Genomic DNA, 18,109 nt, shown 5'->3' on the forward strand with positions numbered 1-18,109 from the left:
CACAGCACCTTCGCGAGTGGGCCCACCTCTCACCTTCACGAGCAGGCCCACCTCTCACCTTCGCGAGTGGGCCCACCCCTCACCTTCACGAGCAGGCCCACCCCTCACCTTCGCAAGCGAGCTCACATATCCACCTTCGCGATCCGGCCCCGGGTCATCACGCCCCAACTGCACGGCTCGACCCACACCGTTTACGGGCACCACGCCCCGCAATCCCGCGGGCCGCAAATCGGACACAACACTGCCGTCACACCCCTAGACTTCCCTCCGATGGACATCCTCAGCAGCCGCATCATCCTGCGTCCCCGGGACTACGCGACCACCCTGGCCTTCTATCGGGACTCCCTCGGCCTGGCGATCTATCGCGAATACCCGGGTGGAACGGTTTTCTTCGCCGGGCAGTCGCTCATCGAGGTGGCCGGGCACGGCGGTTCCGACGCCGATCCGCGCGGTTTCGCGGGCGCGATCTGGTTACAGGTGCGTGATGTCGCCGCGGTGGCGGTGGAGCTGACGCTCAACGGGGTGGCGATCGACCGGGCACCGGTGACCGAACCGTGGGGCCTGGTGGAGATGTGGGTGACCGACCCGGACGGGGTGCCGATCGTGCTGGTCGAGGTGCCGGAGGAGCACCCGATCCGACGGGACACCCGCTGACCCGGTGCGGGTCGGAGTTTTCTGCCGGGTTGCCAACCCCCGGTCCCCCGGGCGACGATACGATCGGATGGCCGCCCGATCACCGACGCCCGGTGCGACCGCTTTCGTACCGTCCGACGAGTGAATCGCAGTCCCATGCCTGGCCCAGCCCAATCCGATCAGCCGGCTCCGGCACCCTGTCCCGGCAGCTTCGGCCCCTGCTGTCCGCTGTCCGGCGGACATGAAACCATCGCTGCCGTGAGCGAGCGCAGCGAGCGAATCGCGGCCTTCCGGCAAGCCGGGGACAAGGCGCGGCCGTGACGAAAACCTTGCGTACTCTGCCCATACCCACCGGCAGTGGCGTCAGCGATGTGCTGCCGCACCTGCGGCAGGTGCTGGACGGTAGCGGTTCGGCGGCCTGGCTGCCGGTGCCCGCCAGCGATCGGCGCGAAGCCCGCCGGCTGGGTGACGCGCTCGCCCCGGGCGAGCCGATCGCCGACGATATCGCGCTGGTGGTCACCACCTCCGGTACGACGGGGGTCCCGAAGGGCGCCATGCTCACCGCGGCGGCGTTGCGGGCCAGCGGTGATGCCACTCATGAACGGCTCGGCGGCCCCGGTAGCTGGCTGCTCGCCCTGCCCACCCATCACATCGCCGGACTGCAGGTTCTGCTGCGGTCGTTGCTGGCCGGTACCGAGCCGACGGTGGTGGATGTCTCCGGCGGTTTCCTGCCCGAGGCGCTGGCCGGCGCGATCGCGGGTATGCGCGGGGAACGCCGGTACACCTCGCTGGTGCCGACACAGTTGATCAAGGTCCTGGAGACACCCACCGCGGCAGCCGCGCTGGCCGAGCTGGACGCGGTGCTGATCGGCGGCGCCGCGACCCCCTCCACGGTGTACGAGCGGGCCCGGGACGCCGGAATCAATGTCGTGCGCACCTACGGGATGAGTGAGACCTGCGGCGGCTGCGTCTACGACGGTGTCCCGCTGACCGGGGCCCGGGTGCGGATCGAGGACGGCCGCATCCTGCTCGGCGGCGAGATGCTCGCCGCGGGATACCGCAATATGCCCGATCATCCGGCGTTCGCGGAACCGGGCTGGTTCCGCACCGACGACGCGGGGGTTTTCCAGGACGGCGTACTGCGCGTCCTGGGCCGGTTGGACGAGGCGATCAGCACCGGCGGCCTGCTGGTGATCCCGCAGGTGGTGGAGGCGGTACTGGCCACCCATCCCGCCGTGTCGGAATGTGTGGTGCTCGGCCTGCCCGACGACAGGCTGGGTCAGCGGGTGGCGCTGGCGGTGGTCCCCGCGCCCGGATCCGCGCCCACTCTCGACGAGTTGCGCGAGCATGTGCTGGCCGAGCTGGATGTCGTGGCCGCGCCGCGCGAACTCACCCTCGTCGACGAGATCCCGCTGTTGGGGCCGGGGAAACCCGATCGCGGCGCGCTGCGCAGATTCCTGCTGGCCGAGTCGACCTCCTGAGCCGCGGTCCGCGGCGGATCCCGCCGCGGACCGGGTTCGATGGATCAGACCTCGTCGTCGTCGCCGTAGTCGCCTTCGTAATCGTCCCCCTGCGGGACCGGGATGGCTTGTTCGGCGATATCGATCGGATTCGCATGCCACTCGTCGGGGCGACCGCCGACCACCACCGGTTCGTCGGGTATCGGCAAATCGTCGGGCACCGACCGGGGATCGATATCGCCGTAGGGGGCCTCGTCCGGGTCTACCGGCGCGGCCTGTTCGACGCGGTCGGCCTCGGACATTGCTTCGAAGGTGCCCGGATCGATCGTCCGGGGCAGCTTGTCACGCTGGGCCATGATGGGCTCCTCTCCTCCGTATACGCCTCGCCGGGCGACTACCCGCCGAGAGGAAGATCAGTCCAACCTTGTCGAGAATGCCCCTGATGAGCCGATCGGGCAAGTAACGGTCTCGCGCGCCGGTGGATGGGCTGCGCCCGGCCCCGCGCATTAGGCTGCGGAGATGGCTACCGCAGCACAATGGATCGAGGGCGCCCGGCCCAGAACTCTGCCGAACGCGATCGCGCCCGTCGTGGCCGGTACCGGCGCCGCGGCCGCCATCGACGGTGCGCAGTGGTGGAAAGCACTCCTGGCGCTGGGTGTTTCTCTGGCGCTGATCGTCGGGGTCAACTACGCCAACGACTACTCCGACGGGATCCGCGGCACCGACGACGAACGCGTCGGCCCGTTGCGGCTGGTCGGCTCCGGGCTGGCCTCCCCCGCCGCGGTCCGGGGCGCCGCGGTCGCGAGCCTCGTGGTCGGCGCGGTACTCGGGCTGATCTTGGCCGTGCTGTCGGCTCCCTGGCTGCTGCTGGTCGGCGCGGTATGCCTGGCGGGCGCCTGGTTCTACACCGGCGGAAGCAAGCCCTACGGCTACAGCGGTTTCGGCGAGGTCGCCGTTTTCGTGTTCTTCGGCCTGGTGGCGGTGCTGGGTACGCAGTACGTCCAAGCGCTCCGGATCGACTGGGCCGGGGTGGCGCTCGCGGTTGGCGTCGGCGCGTTCTCCAGCGCGGTCCTGGTGGCCAACAACCTGCGCGATATCCCGACCGACAGCGAAACCGGTAAGACGACGCTGGCGGTGAAATTGGGCGACACCCGCACCCGCACGGTACATCTGGTTCTGCTGGTGGTCCCGTTCGTGCTGACCCTCGCACTGGCGGCCCGTACTCCCTGGGCCCTGGCCGGCCTGCTGGCCCTCCCCCTGGCCGTCCGCGCGAACGCGCCCGTCCGGGCGGACCGCGCCGGCCTGGAGCTGATCCCCGCCCTGCGCGATTCCGGCCTCGCCCTACTCGCCTGGTCCGTATTGTCCGCCGTCGCCCTCTGGCTCGGCACCTGACCTTCAGTCGTTGTCCGGGATCAGGATGCCGATGGCCCAGTTGACGATCGTGACGATGATTGCACCCAGGAACGCCGCCCAGAACCCGTCGATCCGCAGGCCGTAGTCGGTGGCTTCGGTGATCCAGGCCGTGAGCCACAACATAAGGGCGTTGATCACCAGCAGGAACAGGCCGAGGGTCAGGATGACCAGCGGTAGCGACAGTAGTTTCACCAGCGGTTTGACGAAGGAGTTCACCACGGTGAACACCGCCGCTACCGCGAGCAGAACCACGAGCTTCGCGCCGTTGCCCTGGTCGGGTGGAGAGACGAGTTCGATATCGCCGACCCATAGCGCGGCGAGCCAGATGGCGAAGGCGGTGCCGATCAACCGGAGCACAAGCTGCATACGGCCATGCTAAGCACATCGGGGCGCCGGGCGCCGGATACAGCGGATTCCGGCCCGACCGCCGGCGTGACCCGACGAGTCGGGGGACGCTGTGTGGCCGGGCCGGCTGCGCTCATGCCGCTTTGTCGAGGAGGGTGTTGATCTCGCCGCGCAGGCGGGCGATCTCGTCGGGGCCGCCGAGCAGTTCGGTGGCGACCGGGCCGGGTGTGCGCAGGATACCGAGCAGGACATGGCCTGATTCGATGGATTTGTCCTTGCGTGCCAAGGCTTCGCGCAGCGATAGTTCCAGTGCCTTCTTGGCGTCCCGGGTGAACGGGATGTGCCCGAGCCGTCCGCCGCGGCGCCGGCCGCGGGGTTCGTCCGCGGGGATCGCCCGGTCCAGCGCGTCGGCACCGAACCCGGCTTCCAGGCTTTCGCGTACCGCGTCCAGGTCGATGCCGATGGAACGCAGTGCCTCGGCGTCGCCGGGCCCCAGTGGATCGTCGGTTGTCGCGGCGCTCAGCGATTGCCGTGCGCCGTGCAGCGTGAATCCGTTCTGTTCCAGTAGCGAGCGCAGTTGCGGTTCGCCCTCTTCCAGTAGTCCGAGCAGGAGGTGCTCGACCCGGATCTCCGGGGACCCCAGTTCACGCGCCTGTTCCTGTGCCGCGACAACCGCGCTTCTGGCGTTCCTGCTGAATCGCTCGAACATCTATCGACCCCTGTCTCTCCGGTTGTGTTTCTGATGGACTGCCTGTTTGCTGACCTCGAGTGCGTCGGCGATGGCCTGCCAGGACCAGCCCTGGTCGCGGGCATTGCCCACCTGGATCGCTTCGAGCCGTTCGAGGAGTCTGCGCAGCGCCAGCACTGCCCGTAGACCCACCGCGGGGTCCGGGCTGCCCGCCGCCGCGGCCAGCGTGGTTGCTTCTGTCATATGTCAATTTTTATTGACACTCGCGCCTGATGTCAACAAAAATTGACGACAGGTGAACGCAATCGCGGCGCAAGAGCCGTGCAAGACGGGAAGAGGACCGTAGCCGCTATGACGAATCACGAATCCGCCACGTTCGCGATCGAGGCGAACGACCTGGTCAAGGTGTTCGGCACCCAGCGGGCCGTCGACGGGGTGAGCCTGGCCGTGCCGCAGGGCTCGGTCTACGGCGTACTGGGGCCGAACGGGGCGGGGAAGACCACGACCATTCGCATGCTGGCCACTCTGCTCTGCCCCGACGGTGGCAGCGCCCGGGTGTTCGGTCACGATGTCGTCGCCGAACCGGGCGCCGTGCGGTCGCTCATCGGCGTCACCGGCCAGTACGCCTCGGTCGACGAGGACCTGACCGCCACCGAGAACCTGATGGTCTTCTCCCGGCTGCTCGGACTGAGCCGAACTGCCGCCAGACGCCGGACCGCCGAGCTACTGGAGGAATTCGAACTCACCGACGCGGCGAACAAATCGCTGAAGAACTTCTCCGGCGGTATGCGCCGCCGGCTCGACCTGGCGGCCGGTCTCATCGCGACCCCGCCGCTGCTGTTCCTCGACGAGCCGACCACCGGCCTGGACCCGCGTACCCGGGCCCAGATGTGGGAGACCATCCGCAGGCTGGTGCGGGGCGGCACGACCGTCCTGCTCACCACCCAGTACCTGGACGAAGCCGACCAGCTGGCCGACCGGATCGCGGTGATCGATCACGGCCGGGTCATCGCCGACGGCACCGCCGACGAACTGAAGGCGTCCATCGGCGGGTCCTCGCTACAGCTGACCCTGGCCGACCGATCCCAGCTCGAAACCGCCCGCCGGATCATCGCCGACGTGCTGCACACCGAGGTCCAGACCACACCGGAGGCCGGCCGGCTCACCGCGGCGCTGCCCGACCCGAACGGCACCACCGATCTGCTGATCGGCCTGCGCGACCGCGCGGTCGCGGTGGAGGAGATCACGGTGACCAAACCAAGCCTCGACGAAGTGTTCCTCACCCTCACCGGCCACCCGGCCGAATCCGACACCGACACCGACACCGAACGGACCGCCGCATGACCACGACACTGACCGAACCCGCACGCGTGGTGGCGCCGCGGGTACCGGCGCCGGCCGCCCGCATCGGCCTGCGCAGAACCTTCGACAACACCATGACCATGGCCTACCGCGGCCTGCTCAAGATCAAGCACAATCCCGAGCAGCTCTTCGACGTGGTGATCCAGCCGGTGATCTTCACCCTGATGTTCACCTACATCTTCGGCGGGGCCATCTCCGGCGATGTGAAAAGCTATCTGCCGGTGATCATTCCGGGCATTCTCGTCCAGACCGTGGTGATGACCTCGGTGGTGACCGGCGTACAGCTCAAGGAGGATATCGAGAAGGGCGTCTTCGACCGCTTCAAATCCCTGCCCATCGCCCGGGTCGCCGCGCTGTCGGGTGCGCTGACCGCCGATATGGTCCGCTACGGCATCGCCTCGGCGCTGACCGTGGTGATGGGTTTCCTCATGGGTTACCGCCCGGAGCCGGCCGGTGTCGCGCTGGCGGTACTGCTGGTGGTGGCCTGCTCCTTCGCCACCAGTTGGATCTGGGCCTTCTTCGGTGTGATCGCCAACAAGGCCTCGGCGGTACAGGGCTACTCCATGCTCGTCATGTTCCCGCTGACCTTCGCCTCCCCGGCCTTCGTGCCCAAGGAGACGATGCCGGGCTGGCTCCAGGCGTTCATCGACGTCAACCCGGTCTCCCACCTGGTCTGGGCCTGCCGGGACCTGATGAACACCGGTCATATCGGAATGCACGTCGTCTGGTCCCTGGTCGGCGCCGCGGCGATCGTCGCGGTATTCGCGCCGCTGACCGTCCGGGCCTATATGCGCCGAGCCTGAGGGACGCGGCCGCCGGGCCCGCTCAATCGGCCGCGATCCGATCGAGCGGCCCCGGTGGCCCCGTCACGATCCCACCGACCAGCTCCAGGATCCGCGCGGCGGCCACAGTCCTGCGCAACCGGCGCGCGGTCGCGAGGGCCGCGTTCAGCCGCGGCGCACCGATCCGGTCCCGCCACAGCGCGCAGTGCCGCTCCCACCGGATGACCGAATAGTCCTGCCGGCCCGACACCACCTGCGCCAGCGCGATCAGCTCGACCGCGGCCTCGGTCCGCTCGTCCAGAGCCAGCAATCCCGATCCCAGCGCACAGGCCACCGCCCCGATCTGCGGCAGGTCCGGGACGGTGTCGAGCCGGTCCAGTGCCATGCCGGCGAGTTCGGGTACCAGCGCCGCGACCGTCTCGGTCCGACCGGCGAGCACATGCGCGGCGACGGTCGTCGCGCACATCAGCAGCGCCCCGGGCCCCGGGGTGAATTCACCTTCCTGCCAGGCCAGCAGGTCGAGCGCCCGCCGGAAATGGGCCAGTCCGGCCTCGATATCGCCTTCGGCGAGTTCGACCTCGGCCAGGCCCGCCGCGATCGTGGAAAGCCGATGGTTACGGCGGATGGTCGGGTCGTCGACCAGTTCCAGTCCCGCCCGGCCGAAATCGGACAGCCCCAGGGCGGCCGCGAGTTCCCGGCGCGCCCGCGCCGGATCTCCGATACCGGCCAGGCAGACCGCCAGGTACGACCGCACCTCGAGACTTTCGTCGTAGGCCCGGATCCGGAGCAGTAACTCGGCCGCTTCCTCGTAGTACCCGACCGATTCGCGGTAGTGCGCGGTCTGCCCGTTCAGCGCACCCAGATGCTGCACCACCATCGCCCGGTTCCACACCTGGGCCTCACCGGTGAGCGCCCGGGCGGCCTGCGCGTCGCGACGGGAGGCATGGATCCGGCCCATGTTCTCCCAGATGTTCGCCCGGGCCACCAGCGCGACGACCCTGATCCGTGCGTCGTCGGCACGCGCCCCGTCCGCGAGCAAGCGGGCCAGCCGCACCGCATCGGCGGGACAGGTCAGCAGCAGCCCGAGATAACGCAGGGTCCCGGTCATTCCGACGGCGTGCCGCAGCAGCGCGCGGACCCGGAACCGGACCACCGCCAACTCCCGGAGACTGCGTGACATGAAAGCCAGGTGCAGCGCGGTCATGGCATGGCCGAGCATGTGCAGATCCGCGTGGGTACCCGATGCGTGGTCCGGTGGCGGAAGCGCGAGCAGCCGCGGAATCCATCCCAGCAGTTCCAGGTGGGCCCCGTGCGCGACCCACCGCATGGCCAGCGCGGGGAAAACGGCGTAGACGGTGAATCGGTCCCGGCCCGCCTCGGCCCGCCGCAGCACCGCGACGAGGTTGTCCAGTTCCGCGACCATGAGCAGGGCCGGCCCGAGTTCGTCACCGGCGAGGTATCGCCGCGCGACCGCCACCGCGAATTCGCACGCCCAGCGCGCCATCCGCGACTCCACGAGTTCGACCTCGCCGCCGTTCTCGTGATCGGCCGCGACCAATTGCTGCTCACCGAATTCGCGGACCGTCTCCAGCATCCGGTAACGCACGCCCACCGCGTGCTCGGCAGCGGAGTCCGCGTCCTCGACAACGGTCAGCAGCGACTGCCCGACCAGTCCGTCGACGGCTGTCGCGATATCGCCGACCTCCGGACCACCGGCCACCACCTCCGCCGCGTCGAGCGTGAAACCCGCCGGGAAACGGCACATCCGGCGCAGCGCGATCTGCTGGGAGGGCTCGAGCAGGTTCCAGCTCCAAGCGATCACCGCGTGCAACGTGCGGTGCCGTTCCGGTGAGGTGCGGTCGCCGGTGCGCAACAGCGCGAAACGCTGGTCGAGCCGCCGCTCGATATCCTCCACGCTCATGGTCCGCACCCGGGCCGCGGCGAGTTCGATGGCCAGCGGCAACCCGTCCAGCGTGCGACAGAGCCGGGCCACGATGGCCGGATCCAGCCGGACCGACGGCCGTACCGCACGGGCCCGGGCCGCGAACAGGTCGGTCGCCGGCGACCCGGCCGGGTCGATCGCCAACGGCGCCAGCGGATATACCGTTTCGGCGGTGATCGCCAACGGCGATCTGCTGGTGGTGAGCACGGTCAGCTGTGGGCAGCTGCCCACCAGATCGGCGACCACCATGGCCGCACCGTCGATCAGATGTTCACAGTTGTCCAGTACCAGCAGCATCGGCCGCGCCGACAGCGCGTCGCGGAGCCGGCGTCTGCTGTCGGTGGGCGGACGCACCTGCGGCTTCGCGCGATCCCGGGCGGTCTCCCCGAGACCCACCGCCCCCGCTATCGCGGACTCGATATCCACCACCGCGTCCCGGCTCGTACCCTCCGGACGCACCGAGGCCAGTTCCACCAGTACCACCGGCCGATCGGCGGCCGACCGTGCGGCGAGTTCATTGGCCACCCGGGTCTTTCCGGCCCCGCCCGGCCCGAGCACGGTGGTCACCCGCGAAACTCTCAGCAAGCGGGCCAGTTCCGCGAGATCGTCGGCACGGCCGAGTAGCGCGTTCGGCGCGGCCCGCACACCGACCGCCGCGATCGGTGGTGGTGGCGGCGGGACCGGCGCGGACCGCCCCGGTTCCACCCGGGATACGAACCCACCGCGCAGGATCGCGGTGTTGAGTTCGGTGATCGCGGCCCCGGGGTCGGTACCGAGTTCGGTGGCCAGGGTCGTCCGCAGCGCGGCGAAAACGTCCAGTGCCTCGTTGTCGCGGCCCGCGGCGGCGAGCAGACGCATCAGGGTCCGGGCGCGGGCCTCGTCCGCGGGCCGCTGCCGGGCTTGCGCGCGGGCGATCTCGACGGCGCCGTCGAGATCGCCGCAGGCCTCCCGGGCCGACCGCTCGATATCGTCGAGTTCCCCGGCGTATTCCGCGGCCAGGTCGGCGAGTTCGGTGGCCGGTTCGCTCGGCGGCAGCTCGGCACCCGGCTCCCCGCACCACAGGCCGCGCGCCTGTTCCACGATGGCCAGCGCCCCGGCCGGATCACCCGCGGCCAACGCGGCACCGGCCCGGCGCGCCGACTGCCGCACGGCCGTGAGATCCACCTGTTCCGGCCCGAGCGCGAGCCGGTATCCGGCCGGGCCCGCCTCCAGCACTCCCTCGGGTAACCCGGCACGCAGCCGCGAGATCTGGGTGTGCAGCGCGTTCATCGGCGAGCGCGGCGGCGCACCGCCCCAGACATCTTCGATGAGTACGGCGGCGCTGCGGCTGCGACCCGGCCGCAGCGCCAGCGCGACCAGCAGCAATCGGGCCCGGGTCCCCGGCAGTGCCACCAGTTCGGCGTCGCGGCGCACCGCGATACGCCCCAGCAGCGTCACCACGAGTGTTTCGTCCGCGAAGACCGGGCTCACGGGATGACGGCCGTGCGAGCGGCCCGGGTCGAGTACCATACCGGCGTCATCGTATGCGCCGCGCCGCCCCGTCAGCGCGTCGTCACCACCGGGTCGTGTGGTCAGCCCCGCCACCGGCCGGTGGCCAGGAACTCGTCCAGCACCGCCGTGGGCTCGGACAGGTCCCAGCCCTGGCCCGCGACCCATTCATCGCTGTAATAGGTGCCCGCGTAGCGTTCGCCGCCGTCGCACAGCAGGGTGACCACGCTGCCGCTGCGCCCCGTGGCCAGCATCTGCGCGATCAACGCGCACGCACCCCAGAAGTTGGTTCCGGTGGAACCGCCCACCTTCCGGCCGAGCCCCCGGCCCGCGAACCGGGCCGCGGCGATCGAGGCGGCGTCGGGGACGTGGATCATCCGGTCCACCACCTCCGGCACGAACGACGGTTCCATCCGGGGGCGCCCGATCCCCTCGATCCGCGACGGCATCCCGGTCGTATAGTCGCGCAGCCCGGTTTCGTAGGCGCCGTAGAACGCGGAGTTGTCCGGATCCACCACGGCCAGCCGGGTCGGATACCGGCGGTAGCGCAGATACCGGCCGATGGTCGCGCTGGTACCGCCGGTGCCGGCGCCGACCACGATCCACTCCGGCACCGGGTGGGATTCCAGGGTCAGCTGGTCGAAGATGGACTCGGCGATATTGTTGTTCCCGCGCCAGTCCGTCGCGCGTTCGGCGTTGGTGAACTGGTCCAGGTAGTGGCCGCCGCATTCGGCGGCCAACCGGGCCGCCTCGGTGTACATATCGGGTGGGCGCCGGACATAGTGGCACCGCCCGCCCTGGGCTTCGATGAGCGCGATCTTCTGCGGTGAGGTGTTGGCCGGAACCACCGCCACGAAGTCGAGGCCGAGCAGTTGGGCGAAATACGCCTCGCTCACCGCGGTCGACCCGGAGGAGGCCTCGACGATCGTGGTTCCCTCGGTGATCCAGCCGTTGCACAGGGCGTAGAGGAACAGGGACCGGGCCAGCCGGTGCTTCAGGCTGCCGGTGATATGGGTGGATTCATCCTTCAGGTAGAGCTGCACATTCCAGCCGGCCGGCAGCGGATACCGCAGCAGATGGGTGTCGGCGCTGCGCTGGGCGTCGGCATCGATGAGGCGGACCGCCTCATCGGCCCAGTCGCGCGGGTTGCCGCGCGCGCAGGACTTCACGCCGGGCCGCCGGAACTACCCTTTTCCCCCCGCTCCGGATCTGTTTCCGGCGTGCGCTCGGCCGTGGTACCGGGCCCCTGCGCGGCGGGCTTCTCCGGTTCCGCGGCCTCGGGCTCCCCGCGCAGCCGGGCCCGCAGCTGCGCCTTGTCCCGGCGGCGGCGTTCGTCCACCGCCGCGATATCGGAGTTCACCTTCGCGCGCAGCCCCTTGAACAGGGTGAGCGAGAGCGGCAGCGCGATGACGATCGCGAAGAGGATCGCCACGACCAGCGGAATCTGCACCCCCACCACCGCGGTCACGGCCATGATGACGGCGGTGAGGATCGCGACCAGCACCAGCCGGGCCAGGGTGTAGAGCGCCAGATTGCGTGCCAGCCGACGGCCCGGCGACGTACCGGGCCGGGGGGTGTTCGGTTCCTCGGATAGGTTCGCGTCACTCACCTGACCAGCGTAAGCGACGCACCGAACCCCTCGTACCGCGTATCCGTTTTGTCCATTACCTCCGCTTTACCAACAGTAGGTGGTTCGAACACCCGGGGGTCGCGGTGCCACTATGTCGGAACCCGATGAGAAAACGTGACGAAACAGAAAGGTTTGCCATGACCGCGATCGCCATGGGGGCGCAGGAGAACCTGTTGACCCCGGGCCAGGTTGCCGCCCTGTTCCACGTAGACCCCAAGACCGTCACCCGCTGGGCGCATGCGGGGCGGCTCGGCTCGCTGCGCACCCCGGGTGGCCATCGCCGGTTCCGTGAATCGGAGGTTATGCGGTTGCTCGAATCGCTCACCACCGAGGCGACCGTACGCGGCTGAGACCGCGTCCACACGGACGGCACCACTACGCGGACAGCTCGGCCGCTCCCTTCGCGCGGCTGAGCTGGACCCGGTCGAGCGGACCGCCCGACGGGCACAGTGAGGCGAGGCCCGTCCGCAGTCCGCGCGGCACCGGCGCAGGCGTGGGTACGCCTGCCCCGCGGGTGCACTTACCCGGTGGCGGCTCGTGGAGTTAACCTCGTGGGAGGAGGTGAGCCACGTGATGTACCTGTTGGCACTCATCGCGATCGTTGCGATCGTGGTGCTGTGCTGGAAGGCATTCGGCCCCGGACACAGCACGCCCACTCCGGGACCGACCCGAAAGCGTGTTCTCGGCCCGGATGACGATCCCGAATTCCTCTGGCGTATCTCGCGTCAGCAGAAACATCGGGACGGCGATCCGGGGCCCGCCGAACACTGACCCCCGCGCCCCGACAACGTCCGGCCGTGGGCATTTTCCCGCGGCCCGGAAGGCAGGCTCAATCGCTGGTGCTGTCCAGTTGGGGCAGCCCTTCGACCGCCCTCAATTTATCCGCGACCACGGCCAAACGGTCGAGCGCCTCGGCCGGCAATCCGACTGCGGTGCGCACCAATCTGACCAGGGAGTCCGGCTCCAGACCGCAGATAAGCGTGTTGTTCGCGGCCACGGATGCGCAACAATCGGCATCACCGCTGTTATCCGAACTGAAATTCTCCGAATCCACTGCCGCTCTCCTCATTGCTCGCCGCGCTATGGAGGGGAAATGACCGGTCACGCCCGATAAATCGCAGGCCGGGCCCTGTACAGTTCAGCAAATAACCCGCCCGAACAATAGCAACCGAGCATTGCGGCGGAGTAACGATCATTACGGCCGGAGAAATAGCCGTCCGATCAGGTCAGGCCGGAGTAGCTGTGCAGGCCGGAAACGACCAGATTGATGATGAAGAGGTTGAACAGCATCGCCACGAAACCCGCCACATTGATCCACGCGGCTTTCGTGTCCCGCCAGCCCGAGGTGGCCCGCGCGTGCAGGTACGCGGCGTAGAGGACCCAGGCGATGAACGAGCAGGTCTCCTTCGGATCCCAGCCCCAGAACCGCCCCCAGGCGGCCTCGGCCCAGATCGCCCCGAGAATGACCCCGGCACCGAAGAGCGGGAACCCGATGATGGTGGTGCGGTAGGCCAGCCGGTCGAGCGTGCGGGCATCGGGCAGGCGACGTGCGATCGTGCCCAGGATGTTCGCGGATTCGGCGCCCTCGGGCTGACGTAGCCGGTACAGGAACAGCAGACTCGCCACGCCCGACACCAGGAACACCCCGCTGCCCAGGCTCACGATCGTGACGTGCAGTGGCAGCCAGAACGAGCGCAGTGCGGGAACGACCGGCGCCGCGTCGGTATACAGCACCGTGCCCGCGAGGAACATCAGGATCAGCATCGGCACGAGCAGGAACACCCACATCGCCCGGAAACGGGCGTCCCGCATGAGCACCAGGCCGACCACCGCGGCGGCCGCGGTCGCCATGGATACGAACTCGTACATATTGCCGAGGGGGAATCGCCCGGTGGCGAAACCGCGCAGCACTATCGAGCCCACGTGCAGGGCCACCGCCACGAACAGCACCGAGAAGGCCATGTTGCCGAGTCGCTCCGACAGCGGCCGGGCCGGCGTCTCGGCGATCCGGCCCGGGGTCGCGCTGCCCGCGGCGACCCCGCCGGCGGGAACCATCTCCCGCTCGCTCACCTGCCGGACCCGCGCCGAGGCGTACTGCACGATCAATAGCAGCAGTACCAGCGCGTACACGACGATCGACGTCTTGTAGGCGAGGTCGCTGTAGCCGGCGAGCGTATCGTCGATCGGCATCGTTACATCTCCCGTGTTCGTACCGCGGTGCTCGGTGGACAGCGCTGCTGCCCATGCGTGGTCGCCCACGCGGGTGCTCAGGGGCGGCGATCAGTCGCCGGACGCGTCCAGTAGCCGGTGCCGCAGGCGATCGAACTCCCCGCCCCAGCCGGCCTGATCGGTACGGGCCAATCCGCCCATCTCTACTACGACGCGTCGTTGCTCCACGGTACCCTCCGGGGTCACCCGCAACCAGACCCGCCTCCGCGAAACCAGCAGCGAGACCAGCAACCCGCCCATCATCACCAGTGCGCTGACCAGCACCCACTGCTGCGCAGGATCATGGGAGACCTGGAGATTCACGAACTCCTCGGCCCCGTCGAAACGCACCTCGGTGCCGCCCGGCAGCTTCGTGGTCTCGCCAGGCCGCAGATTCACCCGGGCCTCCTTGGTGAGCCGGCCCTGCGCGACCATCTCCTGATCGAGCGCGAAGATCGACTGTGGGCGGCCGGTGTCCAGCCCGGTATCGCCGCGATAGATATCGACCGCCACCGCCGGATCGGTCATCTCCGGGTACACCGAGGTGAGCAGCGACCCGTGGAAACCGGCGGTCGGCGCGAACAGTCCCTCGATCGCGATCTGGTTCTGCCGGCGCTCGGCTTCGGTGGCGAACATCCCGCCCGGCGGGTCGATCCGCAGCACCCCGCTGGAGAGGAAGGTCTGCATATCGTCGGGCTGCCACTGCACGGTCTCGGTGCGCTTCTCCCCGTTCGGGAAGGTCACGGTGAACGTCGGCGCGTAACCGTGCCCCTGCAGATAGACCCGGTCCCCGCCGACGCGCAGCGGATGGTTCACCCGGATGGTCGTATCCCGCCAGGTACCGGCGGCCAGGTCCGCACCCTCCTGATACGAGATATCGGAGGTGAACATCTCGGCCTGACCGTTGTCGAGATAGTCGGCCCGGAAGTTCTTCACCTTCACGCACATCGGGGTCATCCCGGTACCGTCGTTCACGTTCCCGGCCCGGAACGAGTCGAAAACCGCCGGCGAGGTGGTGCAGAAACCGGGCCCGTTGTTCGCGACGACGATCACATTGCCCTCGTAACCGAACAACTTCCCGACCGCGATGGCCACCAGCAGACCCACCAGGGCCAGGTGGAACACGAGATTGCCCAGTTCGCGGGTGTAGCCCTTCTCCGCCGACAGCGTGACCTCGCCGTCGCGCTCCCCCGGCCGGGTCTCGATACGCCAGCCGCGCAGCCGCGTCCGGGCCCGCTCGGCGATCTCGTCCGCGCTGCCGTCGAGCACCACTCGATGGTGGTGCGGCAGCCGGGCCAGATTGCGCGGCACCCGCACCGGCGGGGTCCGCAGCGCGCGGTAGTGGTCCACCGTGCGCGGCAGGATGCAGCCCACGAGGGAGATGAACAGGAGCACATAGACCGCGGTGAACCAGAAGCTGGAGAACACGTCGAAAAGCTCGAACCGGTCCATCCACTCACCGAGCACCGGCCGGTCGGCTATATAGGTCGCGACCTTCTGTTCGTTCAGGCTGCGTTGCGGCAGCAGGGCGCCCGGAATCGCGGCCAGGGCCAGCAGGAACAGCAGCACCAGCGCCGTCCGCATACTGGTGAGCCCGCGCCAGGCGTTGCGCACCAGCGCGCGGGCGCGGCCCAGCGGGGACTGCCGGGGCGGTTGGACCGGGGGCGCCTCGGGGAGCATCGTCACGGTCATATCGGCAGCGTCACCTCGGCGACGAAGCCGTCGCGGACCCAGCCGACGAACTGGTCCCAGGCTCCGGTGACCAACGCCGCCCCGACCGCGACCAGCAGGATTCCGCCGACGATCTGGATCCGGCGGGAATTACGCCGCAGCCACCCCACACCGCGCAGCGCGCTCGCCGACCCGAAGGCCAGGATCACGAACGGCAGGCCGAGGCCCAGGCAGTAGGCGACGATGAGGGCCACGCCGCGCACCGCGGTGGTGCCCTCGGTACCGGCGGCCACCGCCATCACGCCCGACAGCGTCGGACCCAGGCATGGGGTCCAGCCGAGCGCGAACACGGCGCCCAGCAGCGGGGCCCCGGCGATCCCGGCGAGCCGCCGGGGTTCCATCCGGGTATCGCGCTGCAATGCCGGGATCAGACCCAGGAACGCGAGGCCCATCACGATGGTGACCACGCCACCCAGGCGCTGCAAGAGTTCCCGGTTCACATTGAGTGTCTGGATGAGGCCGAACACGGTAGCGGTGGCCAGCACGAACACCACCGTGAAACCGGCGACGAACAGTCCCGCCGCACCCGCGACCCGCAGCCGCCCGGAATCGGGGGCGGACGCGGTCTCCGCGGCGGCGGGGGGGTCGGTGAGCACCGCCGTGGCGGTGCCACCGGCGGGCGCCGCACTCCGGTTGCGCCGGGCCTGGTCCACGGTCGCCGGCGGCGCCTGCGCACCGACCAGACCGGCCAAATAGGACAGATACCCCGGCACCAGCGGCACTACGCACGGCGAAGCGAACGACACCAGACCGGCCAGCAGGCAGGCGCCGAGGGCGAACAGCAACGGCCCGGTGGCCGCTGTCTGCTGAAACGATTCCCCCACTCCTGCCAACACCGTCAACGCGAACTACGCTCCGATTCGCCCTCGGAGTTGTTCACGCGCCGCTCGTCACCGCGGCCACCCGGCGCGGTCGATCCCCGGCCGCCGGACGGGCGCGAACTCGACACCCGCCGGTCGCTGCCGGGCTGCTGGGCCGCGGGCTGTAACTCCCACGAGCCGAGCGAGGACTTCACCAGTACCTCGGCCCGGACTCCGCGCGGTGGCCGGGTCGCCCCGTAGCGGCGTACGCCTCGGGATCGAAGACTTCTCATGATGCTCCCTCCGCGGCGATGCGCTGCACCACCGGTAACAGATCTTCTGTGAGTAGGGCGCGCAGGAAAACCGCCGCCACCCGGTGGTCCCGATCCAGCACCAGAGTTGTGGGAATGACACTGGTCGGGAAATTTCCACCGAGCGCCAGCAGCGTGCGCATCGACGGGTCGTAGATCGACGGATAACCGACGTGGTTATCGATGACGAAATCTCGTGCTTTGTCCTGCTGGAAATCACGGACATTGATCCCGAGGAAAGCGACCCCGAGATCTTTGGTCTGTTCGTAGACCTGTTCGAGCGCGGGGGCTTCACCGCGGCAGGGCCCGCACCACTGCCCCCACAGATTGATGACGACGACCTGGCCCGGGAAATCCTCCACGGAGACGTTCTCCCCGGTATCCGACATCAGTTCCGGGCCCGAGAGCTTGCCGATCGTGCCACGGTCGGACGGGGGATCGTAGAAGATATCGGTCTGCCCGCCCGGCGAGACGAATTCGAAGGTGCCGCCCGTGGCCACCGCGTCGGTACCGGTCGAACAGGCCGACGCGGTGAGGCACAGCAGTGCGGCGAGCGCCGGCAGCAGCCGGAACCCGAATGCCGCGGCACCCTTCCTCATGCGCCGTGCACCGTAGGATCCGAACCGCCCGCGGGCTCGGAGTAGACGATATCGACGAGTGTGTCGCCCCGGTACACCAGCGAGGTGAGCGAGGCCAGACCACACTGCCGGGTGCGCGGATCGTGCCAGAGGCGCTGGCCCTGCAGGAACCGGCGTAACGTCCACACCGGCAGCTGATGGGAGACCAGCACCGCCTCACGACCGGCCGACTCCACCCGGGCCTTGTTCACCGCGGCCAGCATGCGGTGCGCGATCTGCAGGTAGGGCTCACCCCAGGACGGAGTGAAGGGGTCACGGAGTTTCCACCAGTGCCGGGGTTTGCGCAGTGCGCCGTCCCCGACCGACACCCGCAGGCCCTCGAAGGTGTTGCCGGCCTCGATGAGGTTCTCGTCGGTGCGCACGATCAGCCCGTGCCGGCCCGCGATGGGTTCGGCGGTCTCCTGCGCGCGCTGCAGCGGCGACGCGATCACCAGGGCGATATCGTGATCGGCCAGTGCCCGCGCGACCGCGCCGGCCTGCGCCCGCCCGGTCACCGACAGACCGAAACCGGGCAGCCTGCCGTACAGGATCCCGCGCGGATTGTGCACTTCACCGTGCCGCAGCACGTGCACGATGGTTTCGACCGATTCGGCATCGGAGGCACCGGTCGACGGCGCGGCCGCGGCCACCTCACCCGGCGTGCCGAGATCGGTGCCGGTCTCCGCTGCGGGGACGGCG

The 18,109-nt window shown here is 69.2% G+C and carries 21 protein-coding genes; 7 read left to right on the forward strand and 14 right to left on the reverse strand.

Features of this window, described 5'->3' with window-relative positions; genetic code table 11:
- Positions 1-270 precede the first annotated feature (270 nt).
- Positions 271-654 carry a VOC family protein gene (locus NF4_RS27400; protein WP_030525619.1) on the forward strand — a complete coding sequence of 128 codons (384 nt, stop codon included), beginning with the start codon at positions 271-273 and terminating at the stop codon, positions 652-654.
- A gap of 296 nt (positions 655-950) precedes the next feature.
- Positions 951-2,114 carry an o-succinylbenzoate--CoA ligase gene (gene menE, locus NF4_RS27405; protein ID WP_063130289.1) on the forward strand — a complete coding sequence of 388 codons (1,164 nt, stop codon included), beginning with the start codon at positions 951-953 and terminating at the stop codon, positions 2,112-2,114.
- A gap of 44 nt (positions 2,115-2,158) precedes the next feature.
- On the opposite strand, the gene NF4_RS27410 is transcribed toward menE, so the two are convergent.
- A complete protein-coding gene (locus NF4_RS27410) occupies positions 2,159-2,449 on the reverse strand; it encodes an Rv3202a family protein (RefSeq protein ID WP_063130290.1) in 291 nt (96 codons plus the stop codon).
- A gap of 163 nt (positions 2,450-2,612) precedes the next feature.
- Between NF4_RS27410 and NF4_RS27415 the strand changes: the two genes are divergently transcribed.
- Positions 2,613-3,485 carry a 1,4-dihydroxy-2-naphthoate polyprenyltransferase gene (locus NF4_RS27415; protein ID WP_063130291.1) on the forward strand — a complete coding sequence of 291 codons (873 nt, stop codon included), beginning with the start codon at positions 2,613-2,615 and terminating at the stop codon, positions 3,483-3,485.
- 3 nt (positions 3,486-3,488) lie between these two features.
- Here the strand turns inward: NF4_RS27415 and NF4_RS27420 are convergent, their stop codons facing one another.
- From NF4_RS27420 to NF4_RS27430, 3 genes are all read right to left on the reverse strand, one after another.
- Positions 3,489-3,872, reverse strand: a complete 384-nt coding sequence (locus NF4_RS27420) for a phage holin family protein (protein ID WP_063130292.1) — start codon at positions 3,870-3,872, stop codon at positions 3,489-3,491.
- A gap of 112 nt (positions 3,873-3,984) precedes the next feature.
- On the reverse strand, positions 3,985-4,560 hold the full coding sequence (locus tag NF4_RS27425; protein ID WP_063130293.1) for a Clp protease N-terminal domain-containing protein: 576 nt from the start codon (positions 4,558-4,560) through the stop codon (positions 3,985-3,987).
- Complete coding sequence (locus tag NF4_RS27430) at positions 4,561-4,782, reverse strand: hypothetical protein (RefSeq protein WP_039826929.1); 222 nt, start codon at positions 4,780-4,782, stop codon at positions 4,561-4,563.
- Positions 4,783-4,890: 108 nt separating this feature from the next.
- Between NF4_RS27430 and NF4_RS27435 the strand changes: the two genes are divergently transcribed.
- Together NF4_RS27435 and NF4_RS27440 are read left to right on the forward strand one after the other, a co-directional pair.
- Positions 4,891-5,883 (forward strand): ATP-binding cassette domain-containing protein, encoded by a 993-nt coding sequence (locus tag NF4_RS27435; RefSeq protein ID WP_063130294.1) that lies wholly within the window; start codon positions 4,891-4,893, stop codon positions 5,881-5,883.
- Positions 5,880-6,704 carry an ABC transporter permease gene (locus NF4_RS27440; protein ID WP_063130295.1) on the forward strand — a complete coding sequence of 275 codons (825 nt, stop codon included), beginning with the start codon at positions 5,880-5,882 and terminating at the stop codon, positions 6,702-6,704. The genes NF4_RS27435 and NF4_RS27440 overlap by 4 nt, the downstream gene beginning before the upstream one ends.
- Positions 6,705-6,726: 22 nt before the next feature.
- Here the strand turns inward: NF4_RS27440 and NF4_RS27445 are convergent, their stop codons facing one another.
- From NF4_RS27445 to NF4_RS27455, 3 genes are all read right to left on the reverse strand, one after another.
- On the reverse strand, positions 6,727-10,134 hold the full coding sequence (locus NF4_RS27445) for an AfsR/SARP family transcriptional regulator (protein WP_063130315.1): 3,408 nt from the start codon (positions 10,132-10,134) through the stop codon (positions 6,727-6,729).
- 62 nt (positions 10,135-10,196) lie between these two features.
- Entirely contained in the window at positions 10,197-11,282 is a 1,086-nt protein-coding gene (gene cds1 / locus NF4_RS27450; RefSeq protein WP_063130296.1) for an L-cysteine desulfhydrase Cds1, read from the reverse strand.
- The gene (locus NF4_RS27455) at positions 11,279-11,722 is read right to left on the reverse strand and encodes a DUF4229 domain-containing protein (RefSeq protein WP_084533516.1); all 444 of its coding nucleotides are present in this window, start codon (positions 11,720-11,722) and stop codon (positions 11,279-11,281) included. The genes cds1 and NF4_RS27455 overlap by 4 nt, the downstream gene beginning before the upstream one ends.
- Before the next feature lie 158 nt (positions 11,723-11,880).
- Between NF4_RS27455 and NF4_RS27460 the strand changes: the two genes are divergently transcribed.
- Complete coding sequence (locus tag NF4_RS27460) at positions 11,881-12,093, forward strand: BldC family transcriptional regulator (protein WP_063038164.1); 213 nt, start codon at positions 11,881-11,883, stop codon at positions 12,091-12,093.
- Between the two features lie 220 nt (positions 12,094-12,313).
- On the forward strand, positions 12,314-12,514 hold the full coding sequence (locus NF4_RS27465; RefSeq protein ID WP_063130316.1) for a hypothetical protein: 201 nt from the start codon (positions 12,314-12,316) through the stop codon (positions 12,512-12,514).
- A 58-nt stretch (positions 12,515-12,572) separates the two neighbouring features.
- On the opposite strand, the gene NF4_RS38135 is transcribed toward NF4_RS27465, so the two are convergent.
- The 7 genes from NF4_RS38135 to NF4_RS27495 form a co-directional block, all read right to left on the reverse strand.
- Complete coding sequence (locus tag NF4_RS38135; RefSeq protein ID WP_157120641.1) at positions 12,573-12,797, reverse strand: hypothetical protein; 225 nt, start codon at positions 12,795-12,797, stop codon at positions 12,573-12,575.
- 167 nt (positions 12,798-12,964) lie between these two features.
- On the reverse strand, positions 12,965-13,933 hold the full coding sequence (gene ccsB / locus NF4_RS27470; protein WP_063130297.1) for a c-type cytochrome biogenesis protein CcsB: 969 nt from the start codon (positions 13,931-13,933) through the stop codon (positions 12,965-12,967).
- Positions 13,934-14,023: 90 nt separating this feature from the next.
- A complete protein-coding gene (gene resB, locus NF4_RS27475; RefSeq protein WP_063130298.1) occupies positions 14,024-15,643 on the reverse strand; it encodes a cytochrome c biogenesis protein ResB in 1,620 nt (539 codons plus the stop codon).
- Entirely contained in the window at positions 15,640-16,524 is an 885-nt protein-coding gene (locus NF4_RS27480) for a cytochrome c biogenesis CcdA family protein (protein WP_063130299.1), read from the reverse strand. The genes resB and NF4_RS27480 overlap by 4 nt, the downstream gene beginning before the upstream one ends.
- The gene (locus tag NF4_RS38140) at positions 16,521-16,775 is read right to left on the reverse strand and encodes a hypothetical protein (protein ID WP_157120642.1); all 255 of its coding nucleotides are present in this window, start codon (positions 16,773-16,775) and stop codon (positions 16,521-16,523) included. The genes NF4_RS27480 and NF4_RS38140 overlap by 4 nt, the downstream gene beginning before the upstream one ends.
- The gene (locus NF4_RS27490; RefSeq protein ID WP_063130301.1) at positions 16,772-17,392 is read right to left on the reverse strand and encodes a TlpA disulfide reductase family protein; all 621 of its coding nucleotides are present in this window, start codon (positions 17,390-17,392) and stop codon (positions 16,772-16,774) included. The genes NF4_RS38140 and NF4_RS27490 overlap by 4 nt, the downstream gene beginning before the upstream one ends.
- A complete protein-coding gene (locus NF4_RS27495) occupies positions 17,389-18,060 on the reverse strand; it encodes a histidine phosphatase family protein (RefSeq protein WP_063130317.1) in 672 nt (223 codons plus the stop codon). The genes NF4_RS27490 and NF4_RS27495 overlap by 4 nt, the downstream gene beginning before the upstream one ends.
- Between the last annotated feature and the right edge of the window lie 49 nt (positions 18,061-18,109).

This window comes from Nocardia fusca NBRC 14340 (assembly GCF_001618425.1).
GTDB classification, from domain to species: Bacteria; Actinomycetota; Actinomycetes; order Mycobacteriales; family Mycobacteriaceae; genus Nocardia; species Nocardia fusca.